The 16,881-nt window shown below is 57.4% G+C and carries 17 protein-coding genes, 5 tRNA genes and 1 pseudogene; 6 read left to right on the top strand and 17 right to left on the bottom strand.

The window, feature by feature from the left end:
* Nucleotides 1–13: 13 nt before the first annotated feature.
* The gene (gene aroA, locus F591_RS0105515; RefSeq protein ID WP_019533588.1) at nt 14–1,309 is read right to left on the bottom strand and encodes a 3-phosphoshikimate 1-carboxyvinyltransferase; all 1,296 of its coding nucleotides are present in this window, start codon (nt 1,307–1,309) and stop codon (nt 14–16) included.
* Between the two features lie 214 nt (nt 1,310–1,523).
* Between aroA and F591_RS0105510 the strand changes: the two genes are divergently transcribed.
* Nucleotides 1,524–1,817: a rhodanese-like domain-containing protein gene (locus F591_RS0105510; protein WP_019533587.1), complete on the top strand. Its 294-nt coding sequence runs from the start codon at nt 1,524–1,526 to the stop codon at nt 1,815–1,817.
* Between the two features lie 53 nt (nt 1,818–1,870).
* Here F591_RS0105510 and F591_RS0105505 read toward each other — a convergent pair whose 3' ends face one another.
* Nucleotides 1,871–2,395 carry a shikimate kinase gene (locus F591_RS0105505; protein ID WP_019533586.1) on the bottom strand — a complete coding sequence of 175 codons (525 nt, stop codon included), beginning with the start codon at nt 2,393–2,395 and terminating at the stop codon, nt 1,871–1,873.
* Nucleotides 2,396–2,613: 218 nt separating this feature from the next.
* Here F591_RS0105505 and F591_RS0105500 point away from each other — a divergent pair, with 218 nt between their 5' ends.
* Nucleotides 2,614–2,961 (top strand): hypothetical protein, encoded by a 348-nt coding sequence (locus F591_RS0105500; RefSeq protein WP_019533585.1) that lies wholly within the window; start codon nt 2,614–2,616, stop codon nt 2,959–2,961.
* Here the strand turns inward: F591_RS0105500 and gndA are convergent.
* The 10 genes from gndA to F591_RS0105450 all read right to left on the bottom strand — a co-directional run bounded on the left by gndA (nt 2,958) and on the right by F591_RS0105450 (nt 11,937).
* Nucleotides 2,958–4,370: an NADP-dependent phosphogluconate dehydrogenase gene (gndA, locus tag F591_RS0105495; RefSeq protein ID WP_019533584.1), complete on the bottom strand. Its 1,413-nt coding sequence runs from the start codon at nt 4,368–4,370 to the stop codon at nt 2,958–2,960. The genes F591_RS0105500 and gndA overlap by 4 nt on opposite strands.
* Before the next feature lie 129 nt (nt 4,371–4,499).
* A complete protein-coding gene (locus F591_RS0105490; protein ID WP_019533583.1) occupies nt 4,500–5,267 on the bottom strand; it encodes an SDR family oxidoreductase in 768 nt (255 codons plus the stop codon).
* A gap of 21 nt (nt 5,268–5,288) precedes the next feature.
* Entirely contained in the window at nt 5,289–6,845 is a 1,557-nt protein-coding gene (locus tag F591_RS0105485) for a gluconokinase (protein ID WP_019533582.1), read from the bottom strand.
* Nucleotides 6,846–8,114, bottom strand: a complete 1,269-nt coding sequence (locus F591_RS0105480; RefSeq protein ID WP_019533581.1) for a nickel pincer cofactor-dependent isomerase, group 22 — start codon at nt 8,112–8,114, stop codon at nt 6,846–6,848. It abuts the gene before it with no gap.
* Nucleotides 8,111–9,127, bottom strand: a complete 1,017-nt coding sequence (locus F591_RS0105475; protein ID WP_019533580.1) for a LacI family DNA-binding transcriptional regulator — start codon at nt 9,125–9,127, stop codon at nt 8,111–8,113. Before F591_RS0105475 ends, F591_RS0105480 begins: the two co-directional genes overlap by 4 nt.
* A 181-nt stretch (nt 9,128–9,308) precedes the next feature.
* Nucleotides 9,309–9,905, bottom strand: coding sequence for a hypothetical protein (locus F591_RS0105470; RefSeq protein ID WP_019533579.1), 597 nt, complete (start codon nt 9,903–9,905; stop codon nt 9,309–9,311).
* A gap of 524 nt (nt 9,906–10,429) precedes the next feature.
* Nucleotides 10,430–11,338: a stalk domain-containing protein gene (locus F591_RS27460; protein WP_051109111.1), complete on the bottom strand. Its 909-nt coding sequence runs from the start codon at nt 11,336–11,338 to the stop codon at nt 10,430–10,432.
* Nucleotides 11,339–11,667: 329 nt separating this feature from the next.
* Nucleotides 11,668–11,744 (bottom strand) — tRNA-Pro (locus F591_RS0105460).
* 4 nt (nt 11,745–11,748) lie between these two features.
* Nucleotides 11,749–11,825 (bottom strand) — tRNA-Arg (locus F591_RS0105455).
* Between the two features lie 40 nt (nt 11,826–11,865).
* A tRNA-Gly gene (locus F591_RS0105450) sits at nt 11,866–11,937 on the bottom strand.
* Between the two features lie 242 nt (nt 11,938–12,179).
* Here F591_RS0105450 and F591_RS0105445 point away from each other — a divergent pair.
* From F591_RS0105445 to F591_RS0105430, 4 genes are all read left to right on the top strand, one after another.
* Nucleotides 12,180–13,169 carry a quinone oxidoreductase family protein gene (locus tag F591_RS0105445; RefSeq protein WP_019533577.1) on the top strand — a complete coding sequence of 330 codons (990 nt, stop codon included), beginning with the start codon at nt 12,180–12,182 and terminating at the stop codon, nt 13,167–13,169.
* Nucleotides 13,170–13,208: 39 nt separating this feature from the next.
* A complete protein-coding gene (locus F591_RS27455; RefSeq protein ID WP_019533576.1) occupies nt 13,209–13,841 on the top strand; it encodes a DedA family protein in 633 nt (210 codons plus the stop codon).
* 116 nt (nt 13,842–13,957) lie between these two features.
* Nucleotides 13,958–14,086 (top strand): hypothetical protein, encoded by a 129-nt coding sequence (locus F591_RS33220; RefSeq protein ID WP_019533575.1) that lies wholly within the window; start codon nt 13,958–13,960, stop codon nt 14,084–14,086.
* A complete protein-coding gene (locus F591_RS0105430) occupies nt 14,083–14,532 on the top strand; it encodes a MarR family winged helix-turn-helix transcriptional regulator (protein WP_019533574.1) in 450 nt (149 codons plus the stop codon). Before F591_RS33220 ends, F591_RS0105430 begins: the two co-directional genes overlap by 4 nt.
* A 76-nt stretch (nt 14,533–14,608) precedes the next feature.
* On the opposite strand, the gene F591_RS0105425 is transcribed toward F591_RS0105430, so the two are convergent.
* The 5 genes and pseudogenes from F591_RS0105425 to F591_RS33510 form a co-directional block, all read right to left on the bottom strand.
* A tRNA-Leu gene (locus F591_RS0105425) sits at nt 14,609–14,692 on the bottom strand.
* Between the two features lie 11 nt (nt 14,693–14,703).
* Nucleotides 14,704–14,786: transfer RNA gene (locus tag F591_RS0105420), tRNA-Leu, on the bottom strand.
* A 225-nt stretch (nt 14,787–15,011) separates the two neighbouring features.
* Entirely contained in the window at nt 15,012–15,779 is a 768-nt protein-coding gene (locus tag F591_RS0105415; protein ID WP_019533573.1) for an SDR family NAD(P)-dependent oxidoreductase, read from the bottom strand.
* A gap of 60 nt (nt 15,780–15,839) precedes the next feature.
* Entirely contained in the window at nt 15,840–16,154 is a 315-nt protein-coding gene (locus F591_RS0105410) for a hypothetical protein (RefSeq protein WP_156829466.1), read from the bottom strand.
* 578 nt (nt 16,155–16,732) lie between these two features.
* A pseudogene (locus F591_RS33510) lies at nt 16,733–16,881 on the bottom strand (IS256 family transposase); the annotation flags it as partial.

The following is a 16,881-nucleotide window of genomic DNA, read 5'->3' as shown; positions in this document are numbered from 1 at the left end:
CAGCCGTCCGGCGTCAAGATGAGACGATTTCGATATTGGCGCCGAGCGAAAGCAGATGATCGAAATATTGCGGATACGATTTGGCCACGTGATGCGCATCGTTGATCGTCAGTCCTTGGGCCGAGCGCATGCCGACGACAGTCAGCGCCATGATAACCCGGTGATCGTAATGGGCGTTGATTTCGACGCCGCCGGCCACCCCGTCAGGACGCCCGTGGACAATGATCTCGCTCTGCCTTTCCTCCACGTCGGCACCCGCCTTGCGCAGCTCCGTCACAAAATCGGTAATCCGGTCGCATTCTTTGTAGCGAAGATTCTCGACATTGTAAAAACGCGAGGTGCCCTCGGCGAAGACGGAAGCCGCAACCATGGCCAATACGCCGTCCGTAAAGTGGTCACCGTCGAATTCTCCCGCAGTCAGCCGGCCGTTGCCGCGGATGTGCACGATATCGTTGTCGTGGCTCAGCGGAACGCCCATCGCCCGCAGCACATCAACGACGGCGCGCTCGCCCTGCCGGCTCTTCTCGGCGAGACGCAGCACCTTCACGTCCGAATCGATGACGGAGGCCGCCGCCAGAATCGCCGCCGAGCCCGGGTAATCGCCTTGCACGATATACTCCTGCGAGGCATATTTTTGCCTGCCAGGAATTCGGTAATGCATCAGGTCGGGGGAAGCCTCGATCCTTACGCCCGCCTGCTCGATCACTTCCAGCGTCTGGCCGACGACGACCTTCGATTTCAGGTCGCTGAGCACCGTAATTTCGCTGTCCTCGTCCAGCAGAGGAGTCATGAACAGCAGCGAGCTCAAATACTGCGAGCTGACGCTGCCCGATACGGTGATGCGGCCGCCCTTCGGCCGTCCGCCGCGAATCGTAATCGGCAGCTTGCCGCCGTTGTGCTCGACCTGCACGCCCATTTGCCCGAGCGCGTCGATCAGGTCCTCGTGCGGCCGTTTGCCGAGCGAATCGGGATAGGCGTTAATGAAGGTCACCTCCGGGCAAAACGCGGCCACGGACATGAGAAAACGCAGCACCGCTCCGGCATTGCCGACGTTCAGCTCGCGCACGGGCGCCGGATTGCGGCCGAAACCGCGGATGACCATCTTCTCGTCGTCTTCCTCAAGGATTGCCCCCAAGTCTTTGATGCAGCGGCGCATCGCATCGCTGTCTTCGCTGCGCGCGGGATAATAGATCGTGCTTGTCCCTTCGGCCAGCGCTCCGATCAGCATGTAACGTGTCGTATAATTTTTGGAGGAAAGCGCGTTGATCGTGCCTTCCAATCGTTGTGTCGGCTTGACTATGGCTTTCATGTATGATCGACTCCCTTACTGTGACATCGGCAAATTCCCCGTCAAAACCGCGGTAGGCCGCCTCATCGCGCACTTACCGGACAATACCTTCGACATGGGGCAAGGCAAACCCTCTTTTTTGAGCCGGCGCGATGCTGCTAAAATGTTTGACAGACGCAGCGCGCTTCATTAAGATGAATAGCAAAAACGTGCCCAACCTAAGGAGGCCAGCCTAATGAACACGATCCTCCCGGAGGAGCTCAAGCAAAGACTGGAGCAAGGCGAGGCGCTGACCATCGTCGACGTCCGCGAGCCCGAGGAAACCGCCGCCGGCATGGTGGCCGGAGCGGTAAACATTCCGCTGCAGGAGCTGCCGGTCAGAATGGCGGAAATCCCGAAGGACCGGGAGACGGTCCTCATATGCCGCAGCGGCAACCGCAGCGGACGCGCTTACGAGTATTTGGCTTCGCAGGGCTATACCCGGATCGTCAATATGACCGGCGGCATGCTCGCCTGGGAGCAGCTGTAGCAAGCGAGACCGTTCGCCCCGCCCCGCCTCGCTTTGGCGAAGGCGATTAAGCGTCATCGCTGGACCGCTCCCGCTTCCCACTGGCTCACGATCAGGCCGACAATGTCGGCAACGTCCAGACCTGTCGTGTCGACGGCTGCATCCGCGAAATCGTATGCGTGACGCCGCTCCTCCATGATCGCCCGGACACGCTGCTCCAGATCGCCGCTGAGCAGCGGGCGGTTCCTGTCGTGCCGCACTCTCTCGATAATCGTCTCCGCCGACGCCGCCAGCCTGACGACATAGCCCGTGCGGGTCATCGCCTGGCGGTTGGCTGCGGCGAGCACGGCGCCGCCGCCGGTCGCGACGACTTGCCGCTCGCCTTCCATGATGCGTTCGATCGTCTCCGTCTCGGCCTGCCGAAAGGCGGCTTCGCCGTAACGGGCGAATATTTCGCGAATCGCCATTCCCCGTTCCTGCTCGATCAGCGCGTCCGTATCGACGAACGTCCAGCCGAGCCGTTCGGCCAATGCCTGGCCGACGGTGGATTTGCCCGTCCCCATCAAGCCGACCAATACGATATTGTTTTTGTTAGTCATGGCGCACCTCAGCTTATTGATCCTAATGCCGCTTCCGATGCGTATCCGCCGGCCGCGAGCTAAATCTATCCTATCATATCACAGCACTTGCTTCGGTGAATAGGATGCGGTTTCGAAACATATGATGAACTGTTGTGAATAAACGCTAGCAAAATGTGCCAAGCTGTGAAGTACTCAGGTCATTTGAATCCATTTTGTGGTCAAGGAGTGAGCGCTCAATGCATTCCGCTATGCCGAATCCACAGGAGCCCCAATTGAATCTGACCGAGATCAAGCTCGCCAAGATTCTCGATCCCGCCCATCCGTTATGCCGGGAAGAAGTCGTCTGGATGCTTGAGTACATCAAAAAAAAGGTGGCCGAGGAAGATCCGAAAATTACGGACCTGCCCCAGCCACGCTTGCTTCAAAACTTTCGTTATTTTGCCGAAATCGCGTTGATGCTGATTCAGCGAAGGAACGGATTCGACTCGGAAGCCGACCGGCTCAAAAGCTGGGTCTATGAAGCGTCCTACGGCCTTCACCCTGAGCCGCCAAGCCGCCGCTTCTCCCCTCCCGGCTCTTATTAATTATCCATCCAGTTAAAGTGGAAGGTGCCTTCCTTATCCACACGCTGGAACGTATGCGCTCCGAAGTAGTCGCGCTGCGCTTGCAGCAGGTTAGCCGGCAGACGCTCGGTGCGGTAGCTGTCGTAGTAGGCGAGAGCGGAAGCGAATGCCGGCACGGCGATGCCGCGCGTTACGGCTGTCGCCACGACCGTTCTCCACGCCTCCTGGTACTTCTCTACGACGCCTTTGAAATACTCGTCCAGCAGCAGGTTTTTCAGCTCCGGATTGCGGTCGTACGCATCCTTGATATTTTGCAGGAAGCGGGCGCGGATGATGCAGCCGCCGCGGAAAATCATGGCGATGCTGCCGTAGTCGAGATTCCAGCCGTATTCCTCCGAGGCAGCCCGCATTTGCGCGAAGCCCTGCGCATAGGAGCAGATTTTGCTGGCATACAGCGCCTGGCGCACCGCTTCGATGAATTGGGCGCGGTCGCCGTCGAACGGCTTCTGCTGCGGCCCGCTCAGCACTTTGCTGGCGGCGACGCGCTCTTGCTTCATCGCCGAGATGAAGCGGGAGAATACCGATTCCGTAATGATCGAGAGCGGCACGCCAAGGTCGAGGGCGCTTTGGCTTGTCCACTTGCCCGTTCCCTTCTGGCCGGCGGAGTCGAGAATGACGTCGACCATCGGCTTGCCCGTCTCCGGATCGTTCTTTGTGAAAATGTCGGCGGTAATCTCGATCAGATAGCTGTCCAGCTCGCCTTTGTTCCATTCCGAGAAAATCTCGTGCAGTTCCTGGGTGCTCAGGCCGAGCACGTCCTTAAGCAGTTGATACGCTTCGCAGATCAGCTGCATATCCCCGTACTCGATGCCGTTGTGCACCATCTTCACGTAGTGGCCTGCGCCGTCCGGACCGATGTAGGTGCAGCAAGGATCGCCGCCGACCTTCGCGGAGATCGCCGTCAAGATCGGCTCGACAAGCGCATAGGCGTCCTTCTGGCCGCCCGGCATGATCGCCGGCCCCTTGAGCGCGCCTTCCTCCCCGCCGGAAACGCCCGTGCCGATGAAGCGGATGCCGTGCGCCTCCAGCTCCTTGTTGCGGCGCTGGGTATCCGGGAAATACGCGTTGCCGCCGTCGATGATGATATCGCCTTGCTCCAGATGCGGAATAAGCGATTCGATGGTCGCATCGGTCGCTTTGCCCGCCTGCACCATGATCAAAATTTTGCGCGGCTTTTCAAGCGAAGCCACGAACTCCTCGATGGTATATGTACCTACGAGATTTTTGCCCTTCGCTTCTTCGAGCAGAGCATCGGTCTTCTCGCGGGAACGGTTGTACACGGATACGGTGAAGCCTCTGCTCTCAATATTGAGCGCCAGGTTCTTCCCCATGACGGCCAACCCGATGACGCCGATTTGTTGTTTGGACATTCGTTTCTCTTCCTTCCCCTGTATTTATTGAATTGCAACCGCCTTGAAAACAAAACTACTTCCTTACTGAATGGTAATGGAATTTGTCCGCATTTTCAAGAGCGGCTGCAAGCGTAACGATCATCCCGCTTAAATGGTAATCGCTCCAAATCCACCGTCCACGCGCAGCAGCGTGCCTGTCACGAAGCCGGACGCTTTCTCGGAGGCGAGATACACGGCCGCGCCCTGCAGCTCCTCCGCTTCGCCGAAGCGGTTCATCGGGGTATGCCGCATGATCGCTTCGACCCGATCCGGGGACAATATTTTGCGGTTTTGCTCGGCCGGGAAAAATCCGGGAATGATGGCGTTGACGCGCACCCGGGCCGGAGCGAACTCTCTGGCCAAATATTTGGTCACGTTGTTGACCGCCGCTTTGGAGGCCGAATACGTAAAGACGCGGGACAGCGGCGGATCGGACGAAACGGACGAAATGTTGATGATGCTGCCGCCCTCTCCTTTGTCCACCATATATTTGCCGAAAATTTGGCAGGCCAAAACGACGCTCTTCAGGTTGACCTCCATGATGGAATCCCATTCTTCCATCGTGATTTCGAAGAACGGCGTCGCGCTGTTTTTGCCGGGGCAGTTCATCAGCACGTCGCAGCGGCCTGTCCAGGCCAGCACCTCGCCGAGCACGCGCTGCAAATCTTCCGCCTTGGTCGCGTCGGCGCTGAAGCTTTTCGCTTTGCCGCCGGCTTCCTCCACCCGCTTCACGACTTCCTCGCACTTCTCCTGATTGCGGCCGACGATCGCCACATCCGCCCCGTGTCCGCCGAGCGCCACGGCCATCGTGCCGCCAAGCGTGCTGTTGCCGCCGATAATGACGGCCGTCTTGCCGGTAAGATCGAATAAATTCATTGCCATCTTGTACCCCTCCCGTTAATTGGCGTGCTCCTGCTGAAACGCCGCGATCTGGTCGAACTCGTCCTTCAGCTGGTGGTAGACACGCTGATAAATGCTTGTCAGCCTTGCGTATGTCTCATGGTTCGCCGCGTTCGGGCGCAGCGTCTGCTGCACCTGCATCCAGCCGTGCACGCTGGAGAAATCGTTGATCTCGCCCATCGCCAGCATGGCGAGCTGGGCAGCGCCGAGTCCCGAGCTTTCGATCGAGTTGGGCACCGCGACCTTGGCGCCGAGCACGTCAGCCATCATCTGCAGCCAGAAGCCGGAGCGGGCGAATCCGCCGGATGCGCGAATTTCTTTGGTCGGTCCGGTCGCCTCCTCCAGCGCCGTGACGACGGAGTGAATGCGGTACATGACCCCTTCCATAACCGAACGGATCATGTGCTTCTTCTCGTGGAACAGCGACAGGCCGAAAAATACGCCGCGCGCGTTCGCGTTCCAATACGGCGCCCGCTCGCCGGTCAGCAGCGGCAGGAAGATGAGCCCGTTCGCGCCCGGCGATACGCCTTCGGCCAGCTGCGTCAAATAGTCGTACGGGTCCATGCCGCGGCGCCGCCCTTCCTCCGCCTCCTGCGTCGCGAGCTGATCGCGCACCCAGCGCAGCATAATGCCGCCGTTGTTGATCGCGCCGCCGACGACCCAGAAATGTTCATTCAGCGCATAGCAGAAAAGCCTGCCCTGCGGATCGGTCACCGGCTCGCGCACGACTCCGCGCACGGCGCCGCTCGTGCCGATCGTCACCGCGTAGATGCCCGGCTCGAACGCGCCGACGCCGAGATTGGCCAGGACGCCGTCGGAGGCGCCGACGACGAACGGCGTACCCGCGTCAAGCCCGGCCGCAGCGGCATATTCGGCCTTCATGCCTTGGCATATATGCATCGTCGACACCGGCTCTGAGAGCTGCTCGCGGCGCACGCCGCAAGCCTCCAACGCCTTGTCGTCCCAGTCGAGGCGGCGCAGGTTGAACAGCCCGGTCGCGCTGGCGATCGAATAATCGATGATAAGCTGGCCGAACAGCTTCGCGAAGACGTACTCCTTGATGCCGATAAATTTGTACGCCTGCTCGAACAGCTCGGGGCGATGATCGCGGAACCACATCAACTTCAGCAGCGGAGACATCGGATGAATCGGCGTTCCCGTATTCCGGTAGATCGACAGCCCGTCCAGCTCCTCCTTCAGGACGCGGACATACTGCACGCCGCGGTTGTCGGCCCAGGTGATGCAGCGCGTGAGCGGGTTCAGCTCCTTATCGATCGCGATAACGCTGTGCATTGCGGAGCTGAACGAGACGCAGAGCACCTGCTCCGCCCCTACGGCCGCCTTCTCCCTGACCAGCCGAATCGCTTCAAGCACCGCCCGGAAAATCTCGTCAGGGTCCTGCTCCGCCATATCCGGGCGCGGCGTATGAAGCGGATACTCGATCGAATGGGAGGCCAGCACCCGGCCTTCCCTTACGTCGATGACCAGCGTTTTGGCGCTGGTTGTGCCGATATCGGCGGCAATGATGTACGGCTTGGATACGGACAAGCTCATCTAGATCAAATTCCCTTCGCTGTTGAATTGCCATTCGTAAGGCTCGGTCAATATGTCGATATCCGGATGCTTGCGGGCCTCCCCCAGCAAATTGACGGAAATTTCGATTTCGCCGAGGTGCAGCGTATCCTGGATGCGGACGAGACGGCAAGTCGTATAGTCGAGAATGTTGCACGTTTTGACAGCGGCCTTGATGGCGTACAGATCGTTCTCCAGCGTCGTCGCGATCTTGGTCGGCGCGCAGACGGTCGAGGTCAGGCCGTTGGCGTACGTCGCCGCCAAATCCGTCTTGTCGACCAGCCGCTGGGTCGTGAAGTCGGCCGTGCCGACGCCGTTGGCGTTGCCTTTCGTCTCCGGCGTCAAATCGAGCACGACCATCTTCGACACATCCGGCCCGCCGTGCGCATAAGGCGTCGGATACCGGCCGGTGACGTTCGGGTCCATGCCGTCGCCGCTGATGTTTTTGCCGATATAGTCGATGACGAGCACGTCGATCTGATCGAACAAAATTTTGGGAAGCCGGGACTTGGCGATCTCCAGCAGCTGCTTCTCCCGCTCTTCGATCTGCGCGGCCGGCAGCACCTCGACCATGCACGTCTCGTCATAGGCGTTCTCCACGAGCGCAACGCCGAAGACGATCGGCAGCTTCTCCAGCATAATGCGGGCCATTGCCGGCACGTTCTCCGCCATATATTTGAAGCCGAGCTGATGGCACGCTTCCGCGCCCTTCTGCTTGCCGAGGCCGATGGCAATCATCTTCATGATGCCGCTCTCGATCGGCCCCCGGAATGCCGTATGCGGCTTGACCCGGTTGATGACGACGATGGCGTCGGCCTGCGAAGCGATCTTGTCCACATAGACCGGCAGCCCGTTCGGCAGCTGATCGATCTGAACGACTTCCATCGAGGAACGGATCTCGGCGCCCATAGCCTCCTCCGTGACGCCCAGATGATGCAGCACCTCGCGCTGGCCTGCGGCCGTCGCTCCGCCATGGCTGCCCATGCAGGGCACGATGAACGGAACGGCGCCGGCCGCTTTGATCGCGTCGATCACCGTCTTCGTAAACAGCGCGATATTGGCCACGCCTCGGCTGCCGACGGCCACAGCGACCTGCTGCCCCGGCTTGATCTGGTCGATCGCTCCCGGCTTGCGCAGCTCTTCCGCCAGCACCTCGGCCGGATTGTCCAGCTTGCTGGCGTCGAACTTCTGGCGGATCCGCACCATCTTCGGAATCGGAATGTCCTTCAGCAATTCTCTCAAAACGCTCATTGATCGTTGGCCTCCTGTATCGTAGTTACGGATTCCCGAATGACGAGCTCCGTATGGAAGTAAACCGTATCTTTCTCGACCTGCTTCTTCTCGATAAAAGCCAGCAGCCGGATCGCCCCCTCGCGGCTCATCGCCTCGATCGGGCGGCGCACCGTCGTCAGCGCGGGCGTCATGAAGCCGGAGAACAGGAGATCGTCGAAGCCGACGACGGAAATATCCTCCGGCACCTTAAGCCGCCGCTGCGTAATCGCCTTGACGGCGCCGAGCGCCATGTCGTCGTTGCTGCAGAACACGGCTGTCGGCCGCACCGGGTGCTCGAGCAGCCGGTTCATGCCCGCATAGCCGCTCTCCAGGTCGTATTCGCCCGGGACGCTGTAACCGCCGGGAATTTGCACCCCGTAGTCCCGCAGCGCCTCGTCGTAGCCTTCCCGGCGCGCCTGCGTCGACTTGAATCCCGGCTTCCCTTCGAGGATGGCGATGCGCCGGTGGCCTTGCCGGATCAAGTATTCGACGACCCGGTAGGCTCCGCTCTTGTCGTCGGGCACGAGGTTCATCACCTGCACGCCGTCGACCTGCCGATTCAGAACGATCAGCGGGATCTCCTTCTCGGTGGCATATTCGATGAACGGCTGATCGCTGGCGCTCTGGCTCATCACGATCAAGCCGTCGAAGCTCTTGCGGTTAATATTATGAAAGTCCTTGTAATCGTCAATGCCGCGCACAATCAAGTTGTACCGATCCTTGATGACATCGTTGACGCCCTTGACCGCTTCATACAAAAATCCCGCAGTCGTGCCGGAATGCAGGGTTGAAAAAAACAGCCCCAGATTGTAAGATCGATCAAGCACAAGGCTTCTGGCGCTGAAATTGGGCGTGTAGTTCAAGCTGCTGGCAATCCGTTGTATGCGTTCTTTCGTCTCCGGATTGATTAGCGGACTGTCGTTAAGCGCTCTGGAAACGGTCGTATGAGATACGCCCGCCAGCTTCGCGATGTCCTTGATCGTCACGCTCATCCGACCACCTCTGTTTCATCATATCATAGGGTGCACACGTTAACAATGTACTATTTTTGCACAGCGCCTGCGGAATTTCAACTTTTTTTGTGCTGCTAAGGGCCGGCGGGCCGCCTGCTGAGTGAACGGCAAAAAACGGCCTGTGCCCCTTGACGCACAGACCGTTCACGGATTCGCCATATTACATTTCCAGCAGCAGCATTTCATACCTGAGCTCCCTCAGCCTTTCCTTGCTTTTTTCCGCCGCCTCGCGGTCTCCGCTCTGAATGGCCTCATGAAGCGTCGCCAGCTCGTAATCGAGCTCCATCCTCAGCACCGGAATGCGATCGTCCGGCCGTCTCGACTTGAATGCCTGCATCATTTCTTCCATGGTGACCACGGGCTCCTTTTGAAACAAAACCTTATGCTCCACACCCGAAATTTCGACCATGCGGATGATTTCCCCGAACATGATATTTTCAATCAAGATCTGCCTGTCTTTAAACCGTTTGACGACGGCATGGCCGCGCGTATCGCCGATCATCTTCTCCATCAGCTCCGCCAGCTTCTCGTCCTTGAACGAATAATTCCCCACGATCTTGTACCTCTCCCCGATGCGCTGAAACTTCAGCTTCACCAGCTTGCGTCCGGTTCTGATCGAGACGATGAACTGCTGGTCGCTTTCGTTCCAATAGAGCGAATAGCCTTCCTGAATCAGCGTCTTGATGAAGTTACGGATTTGCCGACGGTCAAACCGTAATTCCAGGTTGCAGTATTCCACTTCATGACTCTTGCTCACGGCAATCCCTCCCTCGAAAATACCCGGCAGCATGCTTGCACCGGCAAAATGGATTGATCGAATTTTCTGAACATTCTGTTTCTTAGTTTTATCTTATTATGATTCTTATGATTTAGCAACTTGGTTATTGACTTTTTTTAAGCAATTTTGAACCTATTTTTTGCGGGCTTGGGGAAGACGTGCGCCGCGGCGCGGATGCGCGGAAAACAAAGGAGGGCGAGAAACGGCCGGGCGGCTGTCAAAACCGAGTAAGCGCTTGCGTTTAAAGGACGCTGCATTCCGCTACCGCTTTCGCCTTAGCGCATGGTTCAGCTCCCTGAGCATCAGGAATGCTTCGCTGCTTACGCATCCGGCGGAGCGGCTCTCCCCTTTGACGGGGCGCTCGGCAGCGAAGCAGAACAGGCGAACCAACGGAATCGCGAACGGATCGCGCCATTGATTCGCCTGCCGTCAAGGAGAAGCGGCGACTTGCGGTCGCCGGGAGGTCGCCGGGAGGTTGCCGGTGGTTGCAGGCGGTTGCCGGTTCAGGAATCGGCAGCTTCCCGCTCCTTCTCCTTCTCCTCCAGCCGCTTCTGCCATTCCGTCTGCAAGTTCTTCTTGTCGAACAGTTCCACCGTGTACAAGCCGGTAATGTCGTCCTGCTTCGTCTTCAGACGGGCCAAATAGTAGGACTCCACCGTTCCGGCCTTGGTGGTATACACCCGCTCCTGGAACAGGAAGTCGTATTCGTTGTCGCTGATTTTGTCGATCATGATCGGCCTCGTCGTGAACGTCAGGTCATTTACCTTGTAGTTCAGCAGCATCTGGATGTGCTCCTGAATCTTTTCGATTTTTTTCGGATTGATCTCGCCGCCGACATAATACCTGTCCTTGACGTTCACCCGCACCGGAGGCGTATTCCAGCGCGAGCGCAGTTCCTGCTCGTTAACGAACAAATACTGGGTATATTTCTCCTTCACTTTGTTGAGCCCGTCCGTGTCGATGCCCATGCGGCGCACGTCGGACAGCCGGTAATAGACGGCGCTGCCGTTGGTCTTCTTGTCGTACGTCATCAGCAGCGGGTATTCCGCTCCCAGATAGCTGACCTTGATGAAGCTCGGCGTCTTCAGCTCGATCTCTTCGTATTCGCCATCCTCCTCCGGCGTCTGCTGCTCGGGGTAGATGCGGCTGTTGATGAAAATCGTCTTCGAATCGCCTCTCCATAGTATGTTGGCCCCCAGCAAGCTGCCAAGCTCCTTGAGCGGCAAATAGCTGTTGTCGTTGTAGATGAGCGGCGGACTGCTGAGCAGCACCTGCTCGCCATTGAGCATAACCCTGAAATCAGGGCGCAAATACGCATCGACCCGTTGCAGCACATCCTCGGCGTAGACGCCGGCGGCGAATGCCCCTGACATCAGGGCAGCGGTTACGAGCACCTTGTTCCATCGTTTCATCGTTCCTCGCTCAAACCTTCCTCTTGTCGAATATTGGACACCTGTGTTCACTCCACGCAAATAGGCAAGAATGCGCCAAATCTGGCGAGCAGGCGTCAAGCTTTCAGGTTACTTTATATATCGGCGACAAGGCCCTGTATTTGAAGACGACCCGGCGGCTCTGTCAGGCGCTTGACCGGCATGGACGCCGCTTCGGGCATCGGCTTTGCCGCAAGCTCTGTTGACGGCCAGCCTGTATGCGTTAGATCGAACGCAAAAAAGCCCTGCCGGAGCGCGTCCGCAGGACTTCTGAATCGATATCCGAATATCGAATGGTTGTTATGGGAGAATGGTCGAGACGACAGGATTTGAACCTGCGACCTCTTGGTCCCGAACCAAGCGCTCTACCAAGCTGAGCCACGTCTCGACAGTGGCGTGCCCTGAGAGATTCGAACTCCCGACCTTTTGATTCGTAGTCAAACGCTCTATCCGGCTGAGCTAAGGGCACATCATATTGCATGCAAATCGAAATATCCAACGAATGAGAAAGCGGAAGACGGGATTCGAACCCGCGACCCTCGCCTTGGCAAGGCGATGCTCTACCCCTGAGCCACTTCCGCGCATAAACGAATGCAATCGAGAGGACCCGGCCTCCGCGGCTGACAGGTTGTCCGCCGGAAGCGGAAACTCCTTCGTCATTATACCTATAACCCGAATTGAAGTCAAGAAGGAGAACACGGTATCCGAGACAAATTGGGCCAGATCGCTTTTTTCACAAAAAAACGTGCATTTTGCACATAATTATGATACGTTTATTTATGTGCAAAATGCACATAAATAGAGTGGAGGAAGGTTAAAGACCATGCAGGCAGCCATCGTCAAGGAAATGGGGGCAATCCCCGTATTCGGTCAATTCGATTCACCAGTCGCCACAGGCAGACAAGTTTTGATTTACGTTTCGGCAGCAGCCTTAAGCCGGGTTAGCAAGTTCCGCTCCATGGGGCTGCATTACTCATCGGAAGCAAGCTTTCCCATCATCGCCGGCATAGACGGTGTCGGTGCTCTGGAGGATGGAACCCGCGTCTACTTCGCCCTGCCCACTGCGCCATATGGCAGTTTGGCCGAGCAAACCATCGTGAACGAAAAGTGGATCGTTCGCTTGCCGGACGGCATCGATGATGTCACGGCAGCCGCGATCGCCAACCCGGCAATGTCGTCCTGGGCCGCGTTACTATTTCGGGCTCGCTTCCAATCCGGTCAAACGGTTTTAATTCATGGCGCCACCGGGGCATCGGGCAGTCTGGCCGTTCAAATCGCCAGACATTTGGGAGCGGGGAAGATCATTGTCACAGGCCGCGACCTATTCAAGCTGCAAGCCCTTGAAGCTGACGAGGCCATTGCCTTTGATCTGACAGCCAACAACGGCGCCAAAAGGTTTGAAGCCGCCCTCGAGCCAACAATTGCCGAAGGCGTTGATGTCGTGTTGGATTATCTTTGGGGCGACAGCGCCGTCGCCATCATGTCAGCGATCGCCAAGAGCCGCGCACAAAACACCGTTCGCTTTGTCAGTATCGGAACTGCAGCGGGAGAAGAAAACATTGCGCTGCCGTCATCTATTCTTCGCTCGTCAACCATCGAGCTGCTGGGCAGCGGCGATAAGAGCGTCTCAAAATCCGATATGTTATTGGCGGTCAAGAGCATTTTTGAACTAGCGGCCGCGGGGAAGATCCGCATTGCTACAACAGAGTTTGCCCTGGAAAATATCGAGGCTGCATGGCGTGCGCCGTTGACGCCGCGGCCGGTTGTAAGGATACAACCGAATGGGCCGGCAACACTCCAATACCGAAGGTGACGAGCAGCAAAAGCTCCCGGCAAGGAAGGAGAGGATCGCTTGGTCAACGATTTTTTAATCCATTTGTCCGACCAGTACGGGTATTTTATCTTTTATGCAGCGCTAAGCCTCGGGCCGTTCGGCTTGCCGCTGCCGTGCGAAGTGATCGTAACGACAAGCGGGTGGATTTCCGGCAACGGGAGGCTCGATCCGCGGATCGTCTATTTGTGCGTCGCCGCGGGGATGATCACGGCCGCAACCGCCGCATTTTGGCTCGGCGCCTGCCTTGGCGAACCGCTGGTCGAAAAGCTGCGCAAGCACCGCATTTATTCGCGGTATATCGCTGCGGCGGAACGGCTGTTGCAAAGCTGCGGAGACATCGCCTTGTTCGTCGGCTACTTCATTCCCATCGTCCGTTATCTCGTCCCGCTGATGGCCGGCGCCGGGCGAATTCCTTTCCGGAAGTTTGCCGCAATCTCGTACAGCGGCGCGATCGCGTGGACACTCTGCTTTTTCGGAATCGGCTATTATACCCGCACGGAATGGGCGGAGGCCGCGGCCAAGCTGCCCCCGGGGATGGAATTCGTCCCCTGCATTGCGGCAGCGCTCGGATTGGCGACCGGTTATTGCCGCAGACGCCTTGCGATCAGGCAAGAAGGAGAATCCCAGCATGAGTGTCGAAACAGTATATGATCTGGTCTTTTCCGGGAACTACCGAGAGCTGATCTGGCTCGCTTTTGTGCTGACGAGTGTTTTTGTCATCTTCCGGGTGCAGGCCAGCAGCAAAAAACGAACGGAGGGTTGCCGCCATGAACGGAAAGATTCCCATTATCGATAACGGTCCGGAAAACCGCGTTGACGCGTCCGTCAACAAAGCCGAGCAGCTCGTCGCCGTACGAGGCCAAGACATGCCGCCGGCTTCGCGGGCCATTCAATGAACATGAACATGATGGAAAATGAAATATTCAAAGCGCTGATTGATATCGTTGCCATCATCAATCGACCAGATCGCGATAAGAAAATGATCGCCCAGGCCGGGATCAATCTGGAAGGAGCAGCCTTTCGCGTGTTTGTCGGCATCGGGCATCTCCAACCGACTAGCGTCGGTGATTTGGCCGCGCTGATGGGGAAAAATTACTCGAGCGTCAGCCGGCAAATTGACAAGCTGGAAGCAGCCGGGTTGGTTCGTACTTATCCATCCAGCGAAGATTCCCGCATTCGTTTGTCCGAATTGACCGATGACGGGGAGAAAATCATCTCGATGATTAACGTTACCCGCCAGCGCATCATGCGCGAAGCATTGGCCGAATGGACGCCGGAGGAAAAAAACGGCCTATTGAATAATTTAAGGAGGTTGATTGAGGCATTGAACAAGTTCGACTAGTTCCTTGACGCGGATGCAAAAAAGCTCCTGAAGCGTCGTAAAGACGAATTCAGGAGCTTGTTCATCGTTAAGCTGATGCGGTCGAGAGGACTCGAACCTCCACGGCTGTTACACCACTAGAACCTGAATCTAGCGCGTCTGCCAATTCCGCCACGACCGCAAGGTGGCTGATGCGGTTGAGAGGACTCGAACCTCCACGGGCGTAAGCCCACCACCCCCTCAAGATGGCGTGTCTGCCATTCCACCACAACCGCTCAATGCTCGAAGACGGCCGGCATAGAGAACCGGCTCCCGTCTCACGAACGGATCTTTAATATAACATAAAACGCTGTAAGAATGCAAGGGGAAATTTCGGCCAGTTCCGCTAGTCTTTTCGCCGCCCCGCACATCAGCCTGCACATGAGATCGAATGGCGGCAAGGACAGCCTGCGGACGATTCCATGACCGCCCCGGCCACGTCCGCAGACCTTCAGCCTTGTTTAACGCATCAGCATGCCGCCGTTAATCTCGATCGATTCGCCGGTCAAATAGGCGGCCAGATCCGACACCAGATACAGCACGGCGCCGGCCACGTCCTCCGGCTTCCCTTCCCGTTTCAACGGAATGGTGCTGACGGTCGCCCGGCGCGCCTCGTCCGTCGTGAACGTGGCATGAAACATCGTGTCGCCGATGAACCCCGGGGAGACGACATTGACGGTGATGCCGTCGGCGGCCACTTCCTTCGCCAGCCCCTTGGAATAAGCCCATACCGCCGCCTTGCTGGCCGCGTACAGGCTGGAGCCTGGTCCCCCGCCGTGGTGCGCAGCAACCGAGGACATGTTGACGATGCGGCCGTAGCCCTTCGCCTTCATGCCCGGAAGCACCCGCTTGCACATAAAAACGGTGCTCTTCAAGTTCACATCCATAACGCGCTCGTACAAGTCGACCGTCATCTCCGCATTTTTGCGGCGCTCGAGCATCGAACCCGCATTGTTGACGAGGATGTCGATGGTGCCGCCGAAAGCGTTCTCCACCTCCGTTACAAGGCGCTCGATCTGCCCGACGTCGGAGACATCGGCCTGGACGAGCACCGCCTCTCCCCCTGCTGCCCGAATGGCCGCCACCGTTTCTTCGCCTTGACGCACATTGCGCAGACAGTTGACGCCCACCTTCGCCCCGCTTGCCGCCAGCGCGACGGCAATGGCTCTGCCGATGCCTCCGCTCGAACCGGTGACCAGCGCAATTTTGCCGTTAAGCTGAATGTTCATGCCATTTCTCCTCCCAATCCGTGGTATGTTCCATTGTTGCCGCATATCTTCCATTTAATTTTACTTTGAACGATGGCGTTTTCCCAGACTCTCTTGAAAAATTTGCTGTTCATGCTGTTGATGCCAGCAAATTTTCAGCACCGCAGGGGGCGGCCGATGACGAAGGAATCGCCCGTCATAGGCGTCTATCTTGAAAATAGCCCGGGGGGCGTGCGACACATTTTCACCATCTGATGGTGCTGCGCCAGCGGCATGGGCGTCTATCTTGAAAAGAGCCCCCAGGGCGGGCGGCACATTTTCATCATCTGATGGTGCTGCGCCAGCGGCATGGGCGTCTATCTTGAAAATAGCGCTTAGTGCACTGCCCATTTTCATCTTCTGATGGTGCCCGCGTAAGCCGCCCAAGCCGTGTTCTTTTTACTGCTGCTCCTTCCTGGTCTGTTCCTTCCCGCGCTCCCGTCGAAGCATCCGAGATCTCTAACGCTCGTGAAAAACGCTATTTTACTTGAATCGTACTTTTTTTAAATGTAACGAAACTGAGTAGCGCTATTTGGACAGAAACGCTGAATCGGGTAACTCAAAATGCCGAAGTAAGGCTGCTCACTTGCGTTAGAATGTCAAAATCGATCGTTTCGAGCTAAATAAGCTCTCTGGCTTGCGTTAACCCAGGCAAAACGAAACAGCACCCTAGACTAACGAGCATGAAGAGACGTTCCACGTCAGCGTGCAAGCTCCGCATTAGCGCGGGCCCCTACCCGGGGACACTCGAGTTCATGAGGCGACAAATCCTGCAAAAAATGCAACTTTTTCTGCTCCCTTCGCACAAGAGGGTAGTGTCAAGAAGTTTGTGTAACGTAGTAGATATATCCAGAAGTGGTTGCGTGAACGCATAGTGTTTGAATGTTCTGACACCTTGGCGAACATAGCCCAAGCGTAGGCGGGGCGCTGGTTTTTTATTCCACCGATGTTGCAGTCGTGGGATAACGCTCCTCGAACATCTGTACCAGCTTTTCCTTGACACCCGGCTGACCGAAACCAGTAGTGACGCGGTTAGCATAACGCTCGTTGTAGTCCATGATGTCGAGGTAAATGATCTTCTCCA

Source organism: Paenibacillus ginsengihumi DSM 21568, assembly GCF_000380965.1.
Classification (GTDB): Bacteria; Bacillota; Bacilli; order Paenibacillales; family NBRC-103111; genus Paenibacillus_G; species Paenibacillus_G ginsengihumi.
Note: the sequence above shows the minus strand (reverse complement) of the source record. Positions and strands in the feature narration are given on the sequence as shown.

Bases quoted from the DNA above. Each gene is read 5' to 3' on its own strand.
- aroA (WP_019533588.1), bottom strand. From the start codon at position 1,309: ATGAAAGCCATAGTCAAGCCGACACAACGATTGGAAGGCACGATCAAC.
- F591_RS0105510 (WP_019533587.1), top strand. From the start codon at position 1,524: ATGAACACGATCCTCCCGGAGGAGCTCAAGCAAAGACTGGAGCAAGGC.
- F591_RS0105505 (WP_019533586.1), bottom strand. From the start codon at position 2,395: ATGACTAACAAAAACAATATCGTATTGGTCGGCTTGATGGGGACGGGC.
- F591_RS0105500 (WP_019533585.1), top strand. From the start codon at position 2,614: ATGCATTCCGCTATGCCGAATCCACAGGAGCCCCAATTGAATCTGACC.
- gndA (WP_019533584.1), bottom strand. From the start codon at position 4,370: ATGTCCAAACAACAAATCGGCGTCATCGGGTTGGCCGTCATGGGGAAG.
- F591_RS0105490 (WP_019533583.1), bottom strand. From the start codon at position 5,267: ATGAATTTATTCGATCTTACCGGCAAGACGGCCGTCATTATCGGCGGC.
- F591_RS0105485 (WP_019533582.1), bottom strand. From the start codon at position 6,845: ATGAGCTTGTCCGTATCCAAGCCGTACATCATTGCCGCCGATATCGGC.
- F591_RS0105480 (WP_019533581.1), bottom strand. From the start codon at position 8,114: ATGAGCGTTTTGAGAGAATTGCTGAAGGACATTCCGATTCCGAAGATG.
- F591_RS0105475 (WP_019533580.1), bottom strand. From the start codon at position 9,127: ATGAGCGTGACGATCAAGGACATCGCGAAGCTGGCGGGCGTATCTCAT.
- F591_RS27460 (WP_051109111.1), bottom strand. From the start codon at position 11,338: ATGAAACGATGGAACAAGGTGCTCGTAACCGCTGCCCTGATGTCAGGG.
- F591_RS0105445 (WP_019533577.1), top strand. From the start codon at position 12,180: ATGCAGGCAGCCATCGTCAAGGAAATGGGGGCAATCCCCGTATTCGGT.
- F591_RS33220 (WP_019533575.1), top strand. From the start codon at position 13,958: ATGAACGGAAAGATTCCCATTATCGATAACGGTCCGGAAAACCGCGTT.
- F591_RS0105430 (WP_019533574.1), top strand. From the start codon at position 14,083: ATGAACATGAACATGATGGAAAATGAAATATTCAAAGCGCTGATTGAT.
- F591_RS0105415 (WP_019533573.1), bottom strand. From the start codon at position 15,779: ATGAACATTCAGCTTAACGGCAAAATTGCGCTGGTCACCGGTTCGAGC.
- F591_RS0105410 (WP_156829466.1), bottom strand. From the start codon at position 16,154: ATGAAAATGGGCAGTGCACTAAGCGCTATTTTCAAGATAGACGCCCAT.